This is a genomic window from Ruegeria jejuensis (assembly GCF_041537905.1).
GTDB lineage: Bacteria > Pseudomonadota > Alphaproteobacteria > Rhodobacterales > Rhodobacteraceae > Ruegeria_C.
The window spans coordinates 31,827-50,916 of the sequence record NZ_JBGRUO010000007.1 but is presented as its reverse complement, the minus strand read 5'-3'; the positions used below and the strand labels follow the sequence as shown (position 1 = coordinate 50,916).

Annotated in this window: 16 protein-coding genes; 6 read left to right on the top strand and 10 right to left on the bottom strand. The window is 58.5% G+C overall.

Features of this window, described 5'->3' with window-relative positions; all coding sequences use genetic code 11:
* Positions 1-15: 15 nt before the first annotated feature.
* The 5 genes from AB1E34_RS10150 to AB1E34_RS10130 all read right to left on the bottom strand — a co-directional run bounded on the left by AB1E34_RS10150 (position 16) and on the right by AB1E34_RS10130 (position 6,096).
* Complete coding sequence (locus AB1E34_RS10150; RefSeq protein ID WP_372572227.1) at positions 16-894, bottom strand: ABC transporter permease; 879 nt, start codon at positions 892-894, stop codon at positions 16-18.
* A gap of 1 nt (position 895) precedes the next feature.
* A complete protein-coding gene (locus tag AB1E34_RS10145; RefSeq protein WP_372572226.1) occupies positions 896-1,822 on the bottom strand; it encodes an ABC transporter permease in 927 nt (308 codons plus the stop codon).
* A gap of 122 nt (positions 1,823-1,944) precedes the next feature.
* On the bottom strand, positions 1,945-3,495 hold the full coding sequence (locus tag AB1E34_RS10140; protein ID WP_372572225.1) for an ABC transporter substrate-binding protein: 1,551 nt from the start codon (positions 3,493-3,495) through the stop codon (positions 1,945-1,947).
* 59 nt (positions 3,496-3,554) lie between these two features.
* Complete coding sequence (locus AB1E34_RS10135) at positions 3,555-5,423, bottom strand: ABC transporter ATP-binding protein (protein ID WP_372572224.1); 1,869 nt, start codon at positions 5,421-5,423, stop codon at positions 3,555-3,557.
* A gap of 13 nt (positions 5,424-5,436) precedes the next feature.
* The gene (locus AB1E34_RS10130) at positions 5,437-6,096 is read right to left on the bottom strand and encodes a pyroglutamyl-peptidase I (RefSeq protein WP_372572223.1); all 660 of its coding nucleotides are present in this window, start codon (positions 6,094-6,096) and stop codon (positions 5,437-5,439) included.
* A 78-nt stretch (positions 6,097-6,174) separates the two neighbouring features.
* Here AB1E34_RS10130 and AB1E34_RS10125 point away from each other — a divergent pair, with 78 nt between their 5' ends.
* From AB1E34_RS10125 to AB1E34_RS10105, 5 genes are all read left to right on the top strand, one after another.
* Entirely contained in the window at positions 6,175-7,125 is a 951-nt protein-coding gene (locus AB1E34_RS10125) for a LysR family transcriptional regulator (RefSeq protein WP_372572222.1), read from the top strand.
* Positions 7,126-7,613: 488 nt separating this feature from the next.
* Positions 7,614-8,345: a haloacid dehalogenase type II gene (locus tag AB1E34_RS10120; RefSeq protein ID WP_372572221.1), complete on the top strand. Its 732-nt coding sequence runs from the start codon at positions 7,614-7,616 to the stop codon at positions 8,343-8,345.
* Positions 8,346-8,380: 35 nt separating this feature from the next.
* Positions 8,381-9,319, top strand: a complete 939-nt coding sequence (locus AB1E34_RS10115) for a Bug family tripartite tricarboxylate transporter substrate binding protein (RefSeq protein ID WP_372572220.1) — start codon at positions 8,381-8,383, stop codon at positions 9,317-9,319.
* Positions 9,316-9,822, top strand: coding sequence for a tripartite tricarboxylate transporter TctB family protein (locus tag AB1E34_RS10110; protein WP_372572219.1), 507 nt, complete (start codon positions 9,316-9,318; stop codon positions 9,820-9,822). The genes AB1E34_RS10115 and AB1E34_RS10110 overlap by 4 nt, the downstream gene beginning before the upstream one ends.
* 2 nt (positions 9,823-9,824) lie before the next feature.
* Positions 9,825-11,321 (top strand): tripartite tricarboxylate transporter permease, encoded by a 1,497-nt coding sequence (locus AB1E34_RS10105; protein WP_372572218.1) that lies wholly within the window; start codon positions 9,825-9,827, stop codon positions 11,319-11,321.
* A 162-nt stretch (positions 11,322-11,483) separates the two neighbouring features.
* On the opposite strand, the gene AB1E34_RS10100 is transcribed toward AB1E34_RS10105, so the two are convergent.
* The gene (locus tag AB1E34_RS10100; protein ID WP_372572217.1) at positions 11,484-12,056 is read right to left on the bottom strand and encodes a carboxymuconolactone decarboxylase family protein; all 573 of its coding nucleotides are present in this window, start codon (positions 12,054-12,056) and stop codon (positions 11,484-11,486) included.
* Between the two features lie 77 nt (positions 12,057-12,133).
* Here AB1E34_RS10100 and AB1E34_RS10095 point away from each other — a divergent pair, with 77 nt between their 5' ends.
* Positions 12,134-12,799 (top strand): TetR/AcrR family transcriptional regulator, encoded by a 666-nt coding sequence (locus AB1E34_RS10095; RefSeq protein ID WP_372572216.1) that lies wholly within the window; start codon positions 12,134-12,136, stop codon positions 12,797-12,799.
* Positions 12,800-13,057: 258 nt separating this feature from the next.
* On the opposite strand, the gene AB1E34_RS10090 is transcribed toward AB1E34_RS10095, so the two are convergent.
* The 4 genes from AB1E34_RS10090 to AB1E34_RS10075 all read right to left on the bottom strand — a co-directional run bounded on the left by AB1E34_RS10090 (position 13,058) and on the right by AB1E34_RS10075 (position 19,037).
* The gene (locus tag AB1E34_RS10090; RefSeq protein ID WP_372572215.1) at positions 13,058-14,575 is read right to left on the bottom strand and encodes an ABC transporter permease; all 1,518 of its coding nucleotides are present in this window, start codon (positions 14,573-14,575) and stop codon (positions 13,058-13,060) included.
* Positions 14,576-14,585: 10 nt separating this feature from the next.
* Positions 14,586-15,635 carry a quaternary amine ABC transporter ATP-binding protein gene (locus AB1E34_RS10085; protein ID WP_372572214.1) on the bottom strand — a complete coding sequence of 350 codons (1,050 nt, stop codon included), beginning with the start codon at positions 15,633-15,635 and terminating at the stop codon, positions 14,586-14,588.
* 68 nt (positions 15,636-15,703) lie between these two features.
* Entirely contained in the window at positions 15,704-16,675 is a 972-nt protein-coding gene (locus AB1E34_RS10080; protein ID WP_372572213.1) for an ABC transporter substrate-binding protein, read from the bottom strand.
* Between the two features lie 34 nt (positions 16,676-16,709).
* Positions 16,710-19,037 (bottom strand): DUF1989 domain-containing protein, encoded by a 2,328-nt coding sequence (locus AB1E34_RS10075; protein ID WP_372572212.1) that lies wholly within the window; start codon positions 19,035-19,037, stop codon positions 16,710-16,712.
* Positions 19,038-19,090 lie beyond the last annotated feature (53 nt).

Genomic DNA, 19,090 nt, shown 5'->3' with positions numbered 1-19,090 from the left:
TCAACAAGGCACCGTTCAGCGCGAGGTGCGGCCCAACGGGTCCAGCTCATCGCGCAGCCAGTCCCCCAGCAGGTTGAGCCCCAGCACGGTCAGCATGATCGTGACGCCGGGGAACACCGTCACCCACCAGGCCGTCTGGATATAGTTGCGCCCCTCAGACAGCATACCGCCCCAGGTTGGGGTCTGAGGATCGGCACCCAGACCGAGGAAGGTCAGGCTGCTTTCCAAAAGGATGTTGTTGGCAACGTTGAGCGTCAGCAGGATGATCAGCGGCCCCAACGCGTTGGGCAGGATGTGCCCGAAGATGATCTTGCGATCGCGTAGCCCATAGCTGCGCGCCGCCTGAACAAATTCACGCTCGCGCAGCGACAATACGCTGCTACGCACCAGTCGGGCATATTGCACCCATTGCGAGACAATCATCAAAATGATGATCCGGTCGATCCCAGGCCCCACAATCGCAATCACGGTAATTGCCATCAGGATAAATGGCAGCGCCAGCTGAATATCGGCGAAGCGCATGATCAGCGTGTCCCAGAGCCCCCGATAATAGCCTGCCAACAGGCCAATCACGGTGCCAAGCACCACAGCACCGGCGGCTGAGAAAATACCAACTGTGAACGACACCCGGCCACCCAGTATGACCCGCTCCAATATATCGCGTCCAAGCGGGTCAGTGCCCAGCGGGTGCTCCATCGTCAGAAACGGCGGGGTCAAGCGTGCAAGCAGATCAACAGTGCGCCCACCCTCGGGGAAGAGTATTGGCGAAAACAGCACCAGCGCGCCCAAAGTGCCCGTCAGCAAAACCCCTGCAATGAACTCGAATTTCAGAAAGCGATGATACTTTTGGCGAAAGCCCATCTGCGGTTTCATAGTCTGTGTTTGATCAGTCATGTCATGCAACCCGGATACGTGGATCAATAAGGCCGTAGATCAGATCAACCGCCAGATTCACGCCGACGATCATGATCGCGAGGATTGAAACGGTGGCCTGCAGCAGCGGATAGTCCCGCTGAGCGATGGCTTCGACCGAGAGCGTGCCCATGCCGGGCCAGTTGAAGACCAGTTCGACCACGACCAGCCCACCGATGAGGTTTCCGAATTGCAAACCCATGAAGGTGACCAGGGCAATGGCCCCGTTTCTGAGCGCGTGTTTGTAAATCACCTTGCGCTCGCTCAGTCCCTTGGCGCGCGCCACCATGACATATTGGGCCGAGAGGATCTCAAGCATCGTCGTGCGCACCAGCCGTACATTGGTGGCTGTTAGAATAATGCCAATCGTCACCGCCGGCAGCACCAGCGAAGACAGCCCGCTATATCCGCTGGCCGGAAAGATCGGGAACGTAATGGAAAAAAGCAGCACCAACATGATGCCCAGCCAGAAATTGGGAAACGACAGCCCCACCAGCGACAAGACACGGATCACCTGATCGGAAAACCCGCCTTTGTGGATGGCCGAATAGATGCCCAGCGGGATCGAGATCACGATCGAGACAAGCATCGAAGCAGCGGCCAGAAGCAGCGTTGCAGGCATGGCGACGGCAACCAGATCACGGACCGGGCCACGGAAGAACGAATTCCCGAGGTCGCCGGTAACCAGACTTTTGATGAACTCGTAATATTGCACAAGGAATGGCTGGTTCAGGCCAAGGGCTTCACGAATTCGGTTGAGGTCATCCTCGGTCACATTGCTGGATTCCGAGGTCATCATGACCACCGGATCCCCGGTCAGCCGGATGGCGAATGCGACAAAGAGCGTGACGGCAAGCGTAACCAATATGGCTTGCAAGAGCCGCACGGTGATAAACCTTATGACGGGCATGGTTTGCTCCTGTCCTTTTCAAAGGAAATAGAGGGGCTGCAGGCGATCTGATACGCCCGGTGACCTTGTCCGAGGCCGACATGTGCCGCTTTGAGCAGGGCAAAGGCGGCCTCGGACCCCCATCATTCGACGGAGATGTTCATGTAGCGCATTCTGGAATCGGGGGCCGGAACAAAGCCCTGCACCCTCTGATTGACGCCATAAAGCGTGGATGTGTTGTAGAGCGGCAGATCCAATGCGTGCTCATGGGCATAGGCTGCCACATCCCGAAGCGCCTGCTCGCGGACTTCGACATCATATGTCGAGCGTTCAAGCTCCAGCAATTCGTTCAGAACCGGATCGTCGATATAGGGGTTGTTGCGCTCTCCCGTGTGGTAGATCAGGTAGGCGGTGTTGTCGAAATCGAAGGTCCAGCCACCCCAGCCGAACAGGTACATCTCACCGGTGCGCCCATTGGCCAGAATGTCGTTGAAGTAGATGCTGGTCTCATGGCTGCGGATATTCAGCTCCAGACCGACATTGAGCAGATAGGACGCAATCACCTGGCTGATCTCGCGGAACGCCGCGTTGTTGTTGGTCATGTCCAGGGTGATCTGCGTCCCTGGCTCGACACCGGCCTCGGCCAGTAGCGCCCGTGCGGCTTCAGGGTCGAAAGGATAGGGCTCAAGTGCCGGGTCATAGCCAAAGGACCCGGCACCTTGTGCGCTGGCAATGGGGCTGGCCAGACCGCCAAGCATCGCTTCGATGATGGTGGGCCGGTCAATCGCCATGGTGATTGCCCGCCGCACGCGCGGATCCTGGGTGATGCCCTCATTGGTGTGGAACCGCAGGATACTGACGCTTGGCCCATCGGTGCTCACCAAGTCCACATTCGCGCTGTTGCGGATCGTATCGACCGAGGTCGTCTCGATATCCAGCGAGATATCAACCCCGCCAGACAGAAGCTCCGACATGCGGGTCGCGGCCTCGGGGATGAAGCGGATATTGACCTCATCAACCTGGGGCTGTCCGTCCCAATAGCCATCGAAACGCTCAAGATGCAGGCCAACTGTGGGCGTGTATTCAACCACCTGGAAGGGGCCGGTGCCGACAGGGTGCATGTCGAAGGTCTCTTCGCCGACCTCTTCGATGTATTGCGGCGGCACGATCATGGCACCATAGCCCGACAGTTTTGTAATCAGCACCGGATCGGGCTGGTTCATCACGAAATCGACCGTGTATTCATCGACCACTTCGATCGCCTCGATCGAGGTGTAGTTGGCCCGCTGCGGGCCAGCGGCGCCGGCCTCCCCCAAGAGACGCTCGAATGTGTATCGCACGGCCTCGGAGTTGAAGGGCTCTCCATTGTGGAACACAACACCATCACGCAGGTGGAACCGGATGCGGGTGTCATCGTCCAGGAACTCCCAGCTTGTGGCCAGGCCCGGTGCAAGCTCGAGCTCTTCATTGCGGAGCACCAGGCCGTCGAAAATATTGCTGGCGACGGACCCCCAGGCGACGCGGAAAGTGTCGATTGGATCAAGGTTCTGCGGATCGCGCGATTGGGCAACGGTCAGAACGGTCTGTGCGTCGGCCTGGCCGGGTGCAACAACCGGCACGACGGCAAGTGCTGCGGCTAGCGGAATAACGTGCCTGCGGAGTCTTCCCAGAAACTTGGCAAGATAAGAGGTCATTCAATCTCTCCTGTTATGTGATTTTTTCGCGGTGACACCTGCGGGATGTCAGATTTCTGTCAGGCCAGTTGCAGCCCCTCGAACCCTTCGGTTCCACGGGCCACGAGATGGCCGTTGCCGACTTCTTCCAGGGTCAGGATCGGAGGTTCATCGCCCACGGCGCGGGTGGCGCTTGGAATCTCTCCCTCCAGCGGCTTGCGGTTGGGCCGGTTTCCGGGATCAAGCACGGGAACCGCCGATAACAACCGCCGCGTATAGGGGTGCCGGGGGTTTTCAAATATCTGCTGACGGGTGCCGATCTCGACGATCTGGCCCAGATACATGACCGCCACGCGGTGGCTGACGCGCTCAACCACGGCCATGTCGTGAGTAATGAACAGATAGGCCAGGCCCTGATCGGCCTGCAATTGCATAAGCAGATTGACAACCTGCGCTTGCACCGACACATCCAGCGCCGAAACGGCCTCATCGGCGATGACAAGGCTGGGTTTGCAGGCCAGCGCCCGGGCGATGCAGACACGCTGGCGCTGCCCGCCCGAGAACTCATGCGGATAACGGTCAACCTGATTGGGGTTCAGCCCCACCTTTTCCAGCAGGTCGCACACATAGTCGCGCCCTTCGCTTCCTGCACCGACAATTTCGTGGACCAGCGCGGGTTCCAGAATGCTGTCCCCCACGGTTTTGCGCGGGTTGAGAGAGCCGTAGGGGTCCTGGAACACATATTGCGACTGGCGGCGAAACGCGGTGCGTTCCTCTTTCGGAAGGGAAAAGATGTCCTTACCGCGAAAACGCACAGCGCCCGAAACAGGCTCAACCAATTGCTGAATGGTCTTGCCTACGGTCGACTTGCCCGACCCGGATTCACCCACCAGCGCCAGCGTCTCACCGGGATGGATATTGAAAGAGACCTGTTCGGCGGCATGAACCCTATGGGTGACCCGGTTCAGCAATCCGCCCCGGATGTCATACCGTGTCGTCAGCTTGTCGACTTCGATGATTGGCTCTGACTTGTCAAATTCGACCGGTTCTGGGCTGTCTTCTGCAGGCGCCTGGCCCGGGATATCGAACAATTTAGGCGATGCGATGCCCGTCATGCTGCCAATTCTGGGGACGGCGGCCAACAGCGCCTGCGTATAGCGCTCTTTTGGAGAACCCAATACCTCTTTCGCCGAGCCGATTTCGACTCGCTTGCTGGCCTTCATCACCAGCACGTCATCCGCCATTTCCGAAACCACGCCCATGTCGTGGCTGATGAAAATGACCGAGGTCCCAAACTCGGCCTGAAGGTCGCGAATGATATTCAGAATCTGCGCCTGAATGGTCACGTCCAACGCCGTTGTCGGCTCATCCGCGATCAGAATCTTAGGCTGACAGGACAGCGCCATGGCGATCATTGCGCGTTGACGCATCCCGCCGGACAGCTGATGCGGATAGGAATCCAGCAAGCGGGCGGCATTTGGTAGCCGCACAAGCTCCAGCACATCTTTTGCCTTCTGGCGGGCGGCACGTTGCGAGATGCCCTGATGCAGCACCAACGTCTCGACAATCTGCGAGCCGATGGTGAAAACCGGGTTGAGCGAGGTCATCGGCTCCTGAAAGATCATCGCGATCTCATTGCCGCGGATCGTGCGCATGTCCTCTTCGCCCAGGGTGCAAAGATCGACCTCGCGCCCCAGAACATCGCTTTTGAACAGAATTTTCCCGCTGGTGACGCGCCCGCCCAGATATTTGATCAGACCCAGCACCGCGAGCGATGAGACCGACTTTCCCGAGCCTGATTCGCCAACGATGGCCAGGGTCTTGTTGCGGTCCAGCGTGTAAGTTAGCGCATCAGCCGCTTTGACGGCAACATCCCCCTGCCCGAATTGCACGGTCAGGTTCTGAACGGACAGAAGGGTTTCGGTGGTAGATTTGGATAGGGTTGCCATCGCGAAATGTCCTTTATGCCGCTTTGCTGGTGGAGGGAGTGAACCCATCGCAGATCACGCCGATGGCAATGCGGATGGCCTGCGCCATCATCGCCAAGCTCATGGATCCGCAGGTCCGTTCCTCATCTTCTGCGTCCGCAACATTCTCGGGGGTTTGGGGGACGTGAATAAAACCGCTGCGGATTGGCATATCCAGAGTGCGGCTAAGATGATTCACCGAATAGAGCATCTGGTTGCACAGATGCGTGCCGGCGTGAAATGACACTTGGGCGGGGATACCCTCGGTGCACAGTGCTTGAACAATCTCGCGGTTCGGCAGGCCCGAGTTGTAGGCATCGGGACCGCCGGAAAAAATCGGGCGGCATTCCGGCTGCGCACCGTCGACATCGGCCACTGAAAAATGGCGCCAGTTAATACCAATCATCTCGGGTTGGATCACTGTACCAGCCGTGTTGACGCCCAAGCCAAGCCAATAGTCGGGACGTTCCTCGCGCAGGATGCTGCAAACGTGATCCGGCAGTTCGACACTTGAAACTGGAATGACAACCGACGTGAGCTCACATCCCGCGACGCTCTCGGTTTTTAGCAGCTCCGCGATTTGTGCGGCCGGGTTTCGTTCCGCTTTGATCCAGCGACCGTATCCGGCAACGACAATTCTGGGTGCGCGGCTCATCAGCAACTCCTCGTCAGGTTTGACGACAAGATTGCGAAAGCCCTATGATCATATCAAATCATATTAAATCATCAGTTAATGCTGAAATGTTATATACTGGCTGGGGAGGGAAGATTGAAACATAGGCAAATCGAAGCCTTTCGGCAGGTCATGCTGACCGGCACCACGATCGGTGCGGCAGACGCATTGTCCGTCTCACAACCAGCCATTAGTCGGCTTATCTCGGATCTCGAGATCGATCTTGCTTTCAAGCTCTTCGACCGGATACGGGGGCGGCTGGAGCCAACCGATGAAGCCCGGCGGTTCATGCGCAGTGTCGAGAAGGTGTATGTAAGCCTGGGAGAGCTTGACAAAGCCGCCCGCCAAATCCGGGCAAGCGAGCCGGATGATCTGACGATCTGCGCGACTCCCTCAATTTCAACCTATGTCATGCCAAGGGCGATCAAGGCGTTTAGAGAGACACATCCAAATGTCGGTCTGCGTATTGAAAATGTGACCTCGTCCGAAATTGCGCGCAGCTTAAAATCCATGCGTGCGGATATTGGTGTTTCCCATTCATTTCCAGAGGTTAGCGGCGTCATTCAAGAAACTCTGGTGGAGGCTGCACATGTTTGTGCGATGCCCGAGGATCACGCATTGGCACGCAAAGAAGTAATCCGTCCTTCCGATCTTGAAGGGGAAAATGTCATCCGCATCTTGCCCGTTGGCATTGTCAACTGGGAGCAAACAAAACAAACCTTGGTTAACGCAGGAATCCAGTTCGAGTCCAATCTCGGCATCCAAAACTCTCACACCGGCTATAGCCTAATAGCGGCGGGATTGGCGATTGCCCTGATCGAACCATTTGCCGCTAAAATCTGGCGCCCCCATGGTGTGGTGGTTCGCGAGTTTCAGCCACATATCCGCTATCGCTATGTTGCGGCCTATGGTGAAAACGGGCGAGACCTTGCGTCGCTGAAAACGCTTCTATCCTGCCTTCAGGCGGTGCTGGTCAATGACGCGCCCGAATGTGATCGCAGCTTGCCATAGCCTTCGCGCCGGGGTGACCCATTTTCAGCCATTGATCGCAGCACCGACATCGCAGTGCGGCGTCCGCATCGCTGCGATTCGCGCTCGCCGCAGCTTCTTTGAGCGGGCGACTCGGGAGGGCTGGACTCCAAGCTGTTCACCCACGGGAATCGCACAAAAAACCAACGCCTCCCATCAGCCTCGAATAACAAGAAGCTGCCCGTTCCTTGGTCGTTAAATCCAAAGACCCTTGAGGCTTTCACATTTTGGACCAACCAAGACAGCATCGCAACTCAAAAGAGCAAAACCCGGCTAGAAGGTCCACCAAAGCACCATTTTACCCATATTTCTGGTTGTTTTGACCGGCGTTCGACATAGGCCACTTCATGACAATCGGCACCTATTGACAAGTTTCCCAGAAAATTCTTGTGAATTTTCTATAAGTCTGCAAAATTGGTCTAACCAAAAATCAGGGGAATGACCACGCCTTGGCGGGTTTCGGCAGCAACATGTTTCACGCGATCAAAGCGCTCACATTCGACACAGGGGGGACAATCCTCGACTGGCATTCGGGCTTTCGAAACGCCCTGCAGACGGTCGGGGATCGGCATGGAGTCACGCAGGATTGGGCGAGCCTCGCGAATGAACTGCGCCGCTTTAGTATCGCACGCATGCGGGATGCGGCCAACCGGCCCGATAACTTCGATGTCGCGCATGCTGAAGCGGTCGAGGACCTTGTCGACAAATACGCCCTGCCCTTTGGGCCCGATGAAAAGCGCCAGATCGCTTATGATGCGGTTCATCGGTTTCGGTGCTGGCCCGAAGTTCCGGGCGCGCTGCCGCAACTAAAGTCCCACTTCAGCTGTGTGTCTCTTACAATCCTGTCTTACCGGATCGTGATGGACACCGCCCGTGCAAACAAATTGAACTGGGATGCCATCCTGTCTTGCGAAGGTATGGCCAGCTACAAGCCCGATCCCGAAGTCTATCTGACCGCCGCCCGCTTTCTGCAGCTCGATCCGTCTGAGTGCTGCATGGTTGCGGCGCACAACTTCGATCTGGATGCCGCTCGTTCGGTCGGCTTCAGGACAGCTTTTGTACGACGCCCGCAGGAATGGGGACACCAAGCTCCCCCAGACCCGGAACCCAATCCCCTTTGCGACATCGTTGTTCACGGTCTCGATGACCTCGTGAACGCGGCAGAGGCTGCACATCCACCATCCGCTGCGCCGGTGCCGTAGGGCCAAGTTCGAGATTCATCAGGAGGAGACGAAACATGAAACAAGTTACCAAACTATCCATCGCCTTAGCTGCCGGCATGACCCTGGCGACGCAGGCGGTTGCGGCGGACTACCCTGCGCGCACGATCGAGATCATCGTGCCCTTTAACCCCGGCGGCGGAACGGACCTGACGGGACGCCTGTTGGCGGAAGAGTTGAAAACCACCTTTGGAAGCGACGTAATCGTGCGCAATGTGAATGGCGCGTCAGGCACAATCGGAACCTCGCAGGTTGCAGCCGCAAAACCCGATGGCCACACATTGGGGATCGCGCCGATCGGACCGCTGACCACGCAGCCCCATCTGCGCAACCTGCCCTATGACAACACATCCTTCGAATATGTTTGTCAGATTGCGCACTCGCCGGTCGTGCTGATGACAAACACGGATTCGGGGATAAGCTCGGTCGATGACTTGATCGAAAAAGCCAAGGCCGAGCCCGGCGCGCTGGCCTACGGTTCGGCAGGCCCCGGATCGATCCCGCATGTGGCCAGTCTGGCATTGGTCAACTCGCTGGGGATTGACGTCAAACATGTGCCACAGGATGGCATGGCAAACACGGTCCAAAACGTCGTTCAGGTGCTGTCAGACAACCTCGCGGTTTCAGCACGATCCGGATTGCCGCCCATCGCCGCCTATTCCGAGGAACGGCTCGAAAAGCTGCCGGACGTCCCGACATTCAAGGAACTTGGCCATGATGTACCCTCGTTCGGTATCTGGTGGGGTGTCGTGACTACCGCAGGAACACCGCCAGAGGTGGTCAAGGCACTGTCCGACGCCTGCGGGCAGGCCATGCAAAGCGACGCCTTTGTCGAGAAGATGACGGCCAGCAATATTCCTTTGCTTTTTAAAGATCACGAGGCATTCACTGCCTTTGTCGAGCAGCAATACAACACCAATGGAAGCCTTCTCGAACAGGCTGGCCTCAAAAAATGAGCGGACCCGAGACGGCGCCGCCGGGCGACCTGACTGGCGGGGAGCATGCCTCCTCGCCCTTTTCCCTGGCCGTCTCGCTGGGCGTTTGCCTGCTTTCGGTGGTCCTTATCTATGACACCTGGTTGGAGTTGAACGACTTTAATCAGCAGGCGTTTCGTGTCCCCCTCGGGCTGTTGGTGATTGTCGCGCTGATCTCATTTGCGCAGGCCGTCACCGACTTTCTCAAACTTCGGCGTTCGCCGCCCTCGGGCCACGCGCTAAAGGCGGGGGTTCGCGTTATGGGATTTCTGGGATTATCGATCGCTTATGTGCTTCTGATCCCGCTCACCGGGTATGTCCCGACCGGCGTCGTTCTGTCTGTCTGCGCTGCGTTGCTGGCAGGCCAGACCAAGCCGCTGACCGTCGTGATCGGTGCACTCATTGTTCCCGTTGCAATTTATCTGGCCTTTGGGCTGTTGTTCAGCATCTGGCTACCGATGGGCCAGATGTTTGAGGGATCGTAGCGATGGAAACTATCCTGAACGTTTTCTCGCTCTCTCACCTCCTCGTGATCGTAATTGGCGTATTCTTCGGGGCCATTCTGGGTGCGCTGCCCGGCGTGGGCACAATTCTGGCGCTTACCCTCGCGCTTCCGTTTACCTTCGCGCTGGAACCTTCAACCGCAATAGCGCTGCTGCTGGCAATCTATGCGTCCTCCATCTATGGGGGCAGCATCTCGGCCGTTCTGATCAATGCGCCTGGCACACCGCAATCCGCGGCGACCTGTCTGGATGGCTATCCTCTCAGCCAGCAGGGAAAGGCTCACATCGCACTTGGCTGGGTCACATCCGCGTCGGCATTTGGCGGGTTGGTTTCCGTCGTCCTGCTTGTTCTGCTGGCGCCGCAACTCGCAAAGATCTCGAAATCCTTCGGTCCGGTCGAAATCTTCGCTCTGCTGATTTTCGCACTTGTATGTGTCTCGGTCGCGTCCCGAGAATCGTCCATGAAAGGGCTTGTCGCGGTTCTGGCCGGCTTGTTTCTCGCCATGATCGGCATTGATCCAATGACCGGGGACATTCGCTATACATTTGGTTTCTTTGAATTATCCGCCGGGATTCAGTTCATCCCGGTGCTCGTCGGTCTTTTTGCAATTTCAGAGGTTCTGGTTCTTGTCAGCAAACGCAAAAAACAAACCCAACAACGCCAAACAGGCCGGTTGGCCATTTTTGTTCCCGGCCCGTCCGATTGGCTCAAACACCTGAAAACACTTCTCAAATCTGCGGGCATCGGATCATTCTTCGGTCTGCTGCCCGGTCCCGGCGCCCTCATATCATCCTTTGTCGCCTATTCGGAGGCCAAGCGATCATCGTTTGAACCGGAAAAATTCGGACACGGCGCCGAGGAAGGTCTGATCGCGTCGGAATCCGCCAACAACGCCGTCACCGGCGGCGCGATGATCCCGACACTCTCGCTGGGCATTCCCGGCGATGCCGCAACCGCCGTTATGCTGACCGCACTCATGATCCATGGTGTCGCCCCTGGACCTCAACTCTTCGAGCAGAACACGGCGCTGGTCTGGAACATCATGGGGTCGCTTGCGGTGGTCAACCTTGTGATGCTTGTAATCGGGCTTCTCTGCATACCGGCTTTTTCGTCGATCTTGCGGGTACCAAAATCATTTCTCGTCCCGACAATTCTACTCCTCTCGGTCGCAGGAACCTTCGCCCTACGACAGTCTTACTTCGACCTGATGACAATGCTGGTGGCAGGAACGGTCGGATATCTTTTGCGCAAGGCAGAGTTTCCCCTCGCCCCGATTGTGATCGGTCTGATACTTGGCGCACGGCTGGAATTGTCGCTGCGACAAGGGCTTATCCTGACAAACGAAAGCCTCGTCGCCTTTCTCCATAGCCCTATAGCGCTTTGCCTGCTTCTTGCCGCAGGTGCACTCATCGCACGGGAAGTATTGCGCACGATCCTGAGCCTAAGAAAAATAGGGCGCCCTCTACCCCGAAACGGCTAGGCCATGGGGCTGAGTGGCTTGAAAGTTGGTGCGATCAAATCAGGGCTGCATGGTTTCGATCACGAAACCGAGAAGCTAGTGTTCTTGATCGACCCGGAACCGACCCGCCCGCGCAATCGCCTGAACGACGGGCGGGTCGACCCTGGAAGATCGAAGACCGTCTTAGGCGGCAGGCTCCACGTCGCTTGCCTTGGTCCATGCGAGTGGCGCGACCATCGGATCGATCGGCGTATTTGCGATGTGATTTGTGTAGTTTGACATCACTTTGTGAGCCATGCCGAGAATGACTTCGAAAATCTGTTGCTTGGTAAATCCGGCCGCAAGAAACGCTTCGACGTCGGCGTCCGCGACGTTACCACGCCCACGAAGCATTTTCAGTGTAAAGCTGCGCAGAGCTTCTAGTCGCTCGGTCGGCAAAGGAGTTTCGTCGCGCAGCGCGTTGCTGATTTCATCGTCGACTTTCATCATCTTTGCGACAGCGGTGTGGCCTGGAACACAATATGTGCAGTTGTGTTCAACGTTGATCGTTTGCCAGATGACGGTCAGTTCATCCTTGTCGAAGCTGCTTTGCTGAAACAGTCCGCCGACAACTTGATACGCCTCAAGCAGGCCCGGGGCCTCTGCCATCACAGCATGCAGGTTCGGAACGAATCCCAGTCTTTCCTTGGAACCTGCAAGAAGCGGCTTGCTCGCCTCAGGTGCGTTTGCTTCGTCATAAAGTTTGAATTCAGTCATAATCGCCTCTTTATCTCGGGTTGCGCAGAACTTGCGCCATGCATATGTGAGATTTGAGCGATTGCTCAAGGTTGCGTTTGAGTGATCACTCAAAAGTGAAAAGAAAGGCGTCGAGGCTCGCGTTAGAAAAGACGATGCAATTTATGGCGATGACAAGAGCAAAACCATATGACAGGGACGTGGCGGTCGAGGCCGCGATGCGCATCTTTTGGGAAAAAGGCTATGAAGGAACGTCGCTGAAAGACCTGGAAAGCGCGTTGAGCATGAAGCCCGGCAGCATCTATGCTGCATTTAAAAGCAAAGAGAATCTGTTCCTTCTTGCGATGGAACGCTACTTTCACAACAGCTTGAATTTGCTGAACGATGCGCGGCTCACCTGTGAATCGCCGATGCAGGCCTTGAACACCATGATCAACTCGATCGCGACCGGTGGTTCGAGGGACCACAGGTCCCCGCCTTGTTTCTTGCTTAAAACGGTCCTTACGACGTCACCGGACAACAAAACCGTTTTCAGCAAGGCGCGTTTCTATTTGGACGCGATCCGACAAGAATTTGCGTCACTCCTGCGCGAAGCGGTGCAAGCTGGCGAGTTGGACGCCGAAACCGATATCGAAAAGCTGGCAATGTGGCTTCAATCTCAAATCAATGCACTGCGCGTCGAAGCTCAGCGGGATCCCAATGAGCCAAGGCTATCATGGCTCGCGCAAGAGATTATCACCCATCTGGGGTCTTTTCGATCGTAACCTGCCGGGCGGGCGGCTGCATCACAAAGCCGTGCTGCAGACCTTGGCGCATTTGTCCAATCAGATCTGGCAACTTTCGAAGGAGTAAAGCTGGAGCTGCGAAAGGCGCTCTTGGGTCGCCGCCACCCGACCCAAATAGACAACGCCTCTCAAATGAATATGCGCTGGTGGATTGAGCCTGTTGTAAGCCGCGAAGCAAAGGCAAAGGCCCGAATCCGCTGATCCGGGCCTTCCGCTTTGGTATAATCGTCGGAGGGCTTACTTCTTGCCCGCCACGATCCGGTCCAGGATCAGCGCGCAGAATAGGATCGCGAGGCCGGCGAGAATGCCCTGACCAGCGGCGGCGTATTGCAGCGCCTCAAGCACGTCCTCGCCCAGCCCCTTGGCGCCGATCAGCGAGGCGACGACAACCATGGCCAGCGACATCAGGATGGTCTGGTTCACACCCGCCATGATTGTCTTATGCGCCAGCGGCAGGTCCACACGCCAGAGCAGGTAGCGAGGTGTTGCGCCAAAGGCCAGCGCCGCCTCACGCACCGTCTCGGGCACCTGTTGCAGGCCCAGAACCGTGAAGCGGATGACCGGCGGACTGCCGAAGATCATCGTGGCCACCACGCCTGCGGGCTTGCCCGAACCGATGAAGGCCACCACCGGGATCAGATAGACGAAAGAGGGCATCGATTGCATGAAGTCCAGGATGGGCCGCACGATGGCAAAGGCGCGCGGGCGGCGGGCGCAATAGATGCCTAGCGGAATGCCCAGCGTGATCGAGATCAGCGCAGCCGCACCCAACAGAGCGATGGTGGTCATCGCCTTTTCCCAGAAGTCTAGCAGTCCCAGATAGGCCAAAGCGGCACCGGTAAAGATTGCCACGCGCGCGCCTGCCGACAGATAGGCCAGCATGATGATGACCAGCGCCACAACGGGCCATGGCGTGTCGACCAGCACCACCTCGATCCAGTCAAGCAAGGTGCGCATCCCATAAGTCAGACCGTCAAAGAACCCGCGCCCGGCAGTCTTGGTCCATTCGAACACTGCCTGCACCCCGTCGCCCACATTCAGCCGCCAGTCGCGGTTGGTGGGGAAGGTCTTGAGCACGGCAACCGCGTCGGGCTGGGCAAATTTGATTGTGGTCAGAACCACCACTGCAAATGTCAGAATTGAAGAGACAATCAGTCGTGGCTGAGACCAGCCATGGGCGACCGAGTGATCGGAGCGCCAGCGCGCGAATTGGCCCTCAAGCGTCCAATTGGCAAGCGACGCCGCCAGAAACTTCACCGCTAGCAACAGCACGATGCCAATGACCAGATAGGTGAGCCCGGTGGAATCGGCGCTTTTGGCAGCGTCCTGGGCACCCGCCAACGCACCTTCCAGCGACTCCGCCGCACGTTTCAACGAGTCGAGCGAGGCTGCACCGGATTGTTCCGCCGCCGCGATCTGCTGTCGCCGCAGTTCCAGCGTCTGTTCGATCTGCGCAGCGCGTTCGCGGAAATCGCGGCCCAGATCACCGAACAGACCCAGTCCGATCTGGATATAGGCCAAAGTTTCCAGCAGTAGGAAGCTCAGAAACCACGACCACAAGCCGCGCGCGCCGAACCAAATCGGCCCCAAAAGCGCCGCTGCCTTGTTGAGCGTGAAGCGATAGCCCGGCGCTTGCATCATGTATGAGAAAGTTTGCTGGTAATATTCCCGCCCGCTTCCCGCAAAATTCGCTATCAGCCCGTTCAAGCGGTCGGCGGTTTCCGGTTTGATCTGTTGTTCGTCAACATGTTGCATGTCCGCCTCCTTATGCCTGGCTGTCTTGAATGGCGCGGATCAGACCCGCGCGGTTGATCACGCCCACGGTCTTGCCGCCCTGCGTCACAGCGACGACGCCGTGGCCGTCGACGCAGAGGTTCATCAGGTCCGACAGGTCCATTTCCGGATGCGCCTCTTTCGCGTCCTCGGGCACCTCGCCGTGATGGGCCTCGAACTCGTCCACCGGTTTCATCACCGAATGGGCGAAAATCATGTTGAGCTTGGAAATCCCGGCTACGAAATCAGACACGTAGTCGTCGGCCGGGTTCAGGATGATCTCTTCGGGCGTGCCGATCTGCACGATGCGGCCATCCTTCATGATCGCGATTCGGTGGCCGATACGGATCGCCTCGTCCAGATCATGGGTGATGAACATGGTGGTCTTGTTGAGCTTGTGGGAAAGCTCCATGAACTGGTCTTGCAACTGCTTGCGGATCAGCGGGTCGAGCGCCGAAAACGGCTCGTCCATCAGCAGGACCTCGGGGTTCGAGGCAATGGCGCGGGCCAACCCGACCCGCTGCTGCATGCCGCCCGACAGTTCATGTGCGTATTTGTCTTCCCAGCCGCTCAGTTCGACCAGTTCCAGCACCCGATCGGCCTCTTCCCAGCGCCGCGCCTTACCGGTACCGCGAATTTCGAGCGGCATGGCCACGTTGTCGCGCACGGTGCGGTGCGGCATCAGACCAAAGTTCTGGAACACCATCGCGACGCGACGATTGCGCAGATCGCGCAGCCCTTCGGCGTTGAGACCCATCACATCATCGCCATCCAGATAGATATGCCCATCCGTCGGCTCCAGCAGGCGGTTCACATGGCGCACGAGGGTGGATTTACCCGAGCCCGACAGGCCCATGACGCAGAACAACTCACCGCGCTCGATCTCGAAACTGGCATCGGCCACGCCGACGACGCAGTTATATTGGTCGAGCACTTCGGCCTTGCTGAGACCCTCGGCGTGAATGGCCTTCAACGCTTCCTGTGCCCGGTCGCCGAACACTTTCCAGACGCCACGCGCGTCGATTGCGATATCCGCTGTCATACTGGCCCCGCTGCAGTTGGTTTGGTGGTGTTGGACTCCGGCGCACCCGCGCCGGGGTCAGAGTCGGCTCAGTTGGTGTTCAGGCCCAGCCAGCCATCAACGATGTCGCCATTGGCGGCGATCCACTCGGCCACAACCTCGTCAATCTCGCGGCCCTTGACCACGACCTCGTAGGTCAGCCCACTAAGCTGGCCCGCATCCATATCGATATTGGCCAGGAAAGAGGCCGCTGCGGGGTTGCGCTGTTCCAGCGATTTGGAATGTGCCACCGTCACTGTCTTGACCGGCTCGCCGGTATTGACGGTCGAACTGTTGTACCAGTCCGCGTCCTGATCAGGCTGCACCATCTTGTAGGTGGCCGCGTCATGCTCGGGCTCTTCCAGAATGGTCACGTCATAAAGCGCGTGCACGTAATGCGGCGCGTAGCAGTAAAAGGCTGCGCCCTTGCCCTGATCCACCAGATCCTTAAGCCGAGAGTAGAACACGGTTTCATCCTCGGTGGTGGGCGTCAGGAAGGTTTCGATCCCGTAGTCACGCACCCGCACCTTGAACGTGTTGGTCGAGGCCCAGCCAGAGGCGCCGACCCAGACCTCGCCCATGCCGTCGCCATCAGAGTCGAACAGTTCCTGCGCTGCGGGGGTGGCCAGATCGTAGATCGATTTGATGTTGTGATCCTCGACCATGTAATTGGGCACGCAGATGCCAGCGCGGCCCTCATAGCTGCCTTCGGACAGAGCCACCGTGCCTTTCTGATCGACATATTCATCGGTGAAAGAGGACTGGTTCGGCAGCCAGACATCCGGGTGCACGTCGATATCACCGCGCCCGCCATCCATCGCAGCAAAGATCACCGCGTTGGCACCGGGTGCATAGCCCACTTCGCCACCCAAGCGCGTCTCGATCACCTGGCCGATCACGCGACTCATGATCTTGGCGCCGGGCCAGCTGGGCTCACCCACCATCACCTTGTCCTGTGCCAGAGCGCCGGTGGCGCCGATGGCCAGTGCGAGCGTTGCGGTCAATGTCTTGAAATGTTGCATATACTCTCTCCTGTTGAGGTTTCTGTCTGCGCGCTCAGGCGCGGGCCCGCTTGCGTTGCGGGTCTATGAAGGGGATGTCGGTGATCGTGCCGGACAGGCGTTTCATCCGCCCATCGAGCTGGCCGATCTCCAGTTCCTTGCCTACTTCCGCATGTTCGACCGACAACCGCACCATGGCGATGGCGCATTCCAGCATGGGTGAGCGGGTGGCCGAGGTTACGGTGCCAACCTGCCGCTCGCCCGCAAAAACCGGCGCGCCATGGGCGGGCACGTCATCGCAGGCGAGTTTCAGGCCTTTTAGAACCCGCCGCGGGTCGCGTGCGTTGCGTTCCAGGGCGGGTTTGCCGGTGAACTCGACCTTTTTCAGGTCCACGGCAAAACCCAGCCCGGCCTCGAACGCATCCACATCCGGGGCGAACTCGGCTTTCCCGGCAGCCAGACCGGCCTCGATCCGGATGATGTCGAGCGCGGCGGACCCCATGGGGGTGATCCCGAACTCTGCACCCGCCTCCATCAGCGCGTCCCAAATCGTGAGTGCATCAGCCTTGGCGCAGAATATCTCGTATCCCAGCTCGCCCGTATAGCCTGAGCGCGACAGCATGAAAGGCGCGCCCTCGCGGTCGTTCAGCCGCGCTACCGTGACGCCAAACCACTTCAGGTGATCGAGAGCGGGCACATGAGGCTGGGTGAAGGCGAGCTTGCGCAGCACCTCGCGTGACTTTGGCCCTTGCAGCGCGAGGTTCGGCAGCGCGCCACGCATGGCATGCACGCGCACCTGTAGCCCGCGCTCTTCGGCCAGCGCGTTCAGCACCCGGCCGCTTTCCTCGCTGCCGCAACACCAGCGGAACAGGTCGGGGGCAAGGCGGAACAGGGTGCCGTCATCGATGACGGTGCCGCTTTCATCACAGATCAGCGTATAGGACCCGCGCCAGACCGGTAGTTTCGCCACGTTGCGCGTGGTCGCCAATTGCAGCAGCTTTTCGGAGTCCGGCCCGACAATGTCATATTTCCGCAACCCGCTCATATCCTGCAAGGTCACCGCCTCGCGGCAGGCCCAGTATTCACCCAGCGTCCCGTGCGAGGGATAGCTGACCGGCGCCCAAAGATCGCGCGCGGGCGCGAAATGCTGGGTCAGCGGCGCGAGACGCTCGTGGAACGCGGATTCCTGACTGATCGACATGGGAGCGTCTTCCTTTTCGCGATAAGCAATTGCGCGGCGAACAGGGGTATCGGGGCGGTAGATGCGCACATGCACATCCGTGGGGTTCCAGCCATTGATCGGGTCGATGTCATCGGGGCAGGCGGTCGAGACGCAGACCAAATCCTCAAGCGCGCGCATGGCCACATAGTCCCCGGGGCGGGAATGGGATTCCGCTGTCATCAGGTGCAGGGACGTCGGATCGATCCAGGTGTTCCAGAAGAAGTTGATCGCAGGCCAGGCCGACCGGCGCGCCACGCCGTAGGGCGCGAGCGCTTCGGACATATTGTCCGAGCAGTTCACATGGCCGGGAAAGCCACGCTCTTCATAGCCGCGCGCGGTGCAGGCCAGCCCGAACGTGTCATGCCGACCGCAAGTGTCCTGAACCACGTTCAGGATAGGCCGCATCTCGCGGTCATAGAACTTGTCCAACAGCCCGGGGCCAGGAAAGGCGCGGCGCACCATCGACCGTGTCGCTGTGGAATCGATCATCCATTCATCACCCCGGTCGAGCCCGTCGGCGCGGAACGCCATGAAGTCAGAGCATTGCTGCCCCTCGACATCGATGATCTGAAGGATCTCACCCGCCTTGACCTGATAAGCAAAACCGGTGCCGCGCGGCACCGTAAACTCGTCACGAACATCGCCCAGAGGGTCAGGCAACAGCAGATCTCCCGTCCGAGCAGGCTGATGCGTCACCGTGATACTGCCGCCGCTGTCGCCTGCGATCAGCGTGGCGGCAGTGGCGGGCCGGATCAACCAAAGACATATCGACTGGCTGGCCTTGAGAATGAGAGGAGAGGTGTCATCCGTCAGGCCACAACAGCGAACCGGTCCGTCCCGGTAACCACCATGGGCCACCAGCCAGCCGATGAACCGCGCGTCGTCAAACGCGTCGGTAGCAAGCGTTTCATCTGCGGTAAGGCCCAGGGCCGCAAGAGCGCAGGAGCCGTCTTTGGCGAAAGCTACGAGTCTCAGAGGGGTTTGCGCCGACATACCCTCGATCGAAATCAAATCGCCGCTGGCGAGATCAATCGAAGCGGTTTCGCGCGCGGCCAGCACCTGCGTTCTGCCGCTCGCCTTCGCCGGGAAGCCCGGAAAGCGACGTCCCGGCCCATGGAACCCGACGTTTGTGAAATCGTGCAGGACAATTGGACGTGTCATGGAATCGGGCATTTGTTGTTTTGTAACTAGTTACACAGGTTGATGTAACTAGT

Bases quoted from the DNA above. Each gene is read 5' to 3' on its own strand.
- AB1E34_RS10150 (WP_372572227.1), bottom strand. From the start codon at position 894: ATGACTGATCAAACACAGACTATGAAACCGCAGATGGGCTTTCGCCAA.
- AB1E34_RS10145 (WP_372572226.1), bottom strand. From the start codon at position 1,822: ATGCCCGTCATAAGGTTTATCACCGTGCGGCTCTTGCAAGCCATATTG.
- AB1E34_RS10140 (WP_372572225.1), bottom strand. From the start codon at position 3,495: ATGACCTCTTATCTTGCCAAGTTTCTGGGAAGACTCCGCAGGCACGTT.
- AB1E34_RS10135 (WP_372572224.1), bottom strand. From the start codon at position 5,423: ATGGCAACCCTATCCAAATCTACCACCGAAACCCTTCTGTCCGTTCAG.
- AB1E34_RS10130 (WP_372572223.1), bottom strand. From the start codon at position 6,096: ATGAGCCGCGCACCCAGAATTGTCGTTGCCGGATACGGTCGCTGGATC.
- AB1E34_RS10125 (WP_372572222.1), top strand. From the start codon at position 6,175: ATGCTGAAATGTTATATACTGGCTGGGGAGGGAAGATTGAAACATAGG.
- AB1E34_RS10120 (WP_372572221.1), top strand. From the start codon at position 7,614: ATGTTTCACGCGATCAAAGCGCTCACATTCGACACAGGGGGGACAATC.
- AB1E34_RS10115 (WP_372572220.1), top strand. From the start codon at position 8,381: ATGAAACAAGTTACCAAACTATCCATCGCCTTAGCTGCCGGCATGACC.
- AB1E34_RS10110 (WP_372572219.1), top strand. From the start codon at position 9,316: ATGAGCGGACCCGAGACGGCGCCGCCGGGCGACCTGACTGGCGGGGAG.
- AB1E34_RS10105 (WP_372572218.1), top strand. From the start codon at position 9,825: ATGGAAACTATCCTGAACGTTTTCTCGCTCTCTCACCTCCTCGTGATC.
- AB1E34_RS10100 (WP_372572217.1), bottom strand. From the start codon at position 12,056: ATGACTGAATTCAAACTTTATGACGAAGCAAACGCACCTGAGGCGAGC.
- AB1E34_RS10090 (WP_372572215.1), bottom strand. From the start codon at position 14,575: ATGCAACATGTTGACGAACAACAGATCAAACCGGAAACCGCCGACCGC.
- AB1E34_RS10085 (WP_372572214.1), bottom strand. From the start codon at position 15,635: ATGACAGCGGATATCGCAATCGACGCGCGTGGCGTCTGGAAAGTGTTC.
- AB1E34_RS10080 (WP_372572213.1), bottom strand. From the start codon at position 16,675: ATGCAACATTTCAAGACATTGACCGCAACGCTCGCACTGGCCATCGGC.
- AB1E34_RS10075 (WP_372572212.1), bottom strand. From the start codon at position 19,037: ATGACACGTCCAATTGTCCTGCACGATTTCACAAACGTCGGGTTCCAT.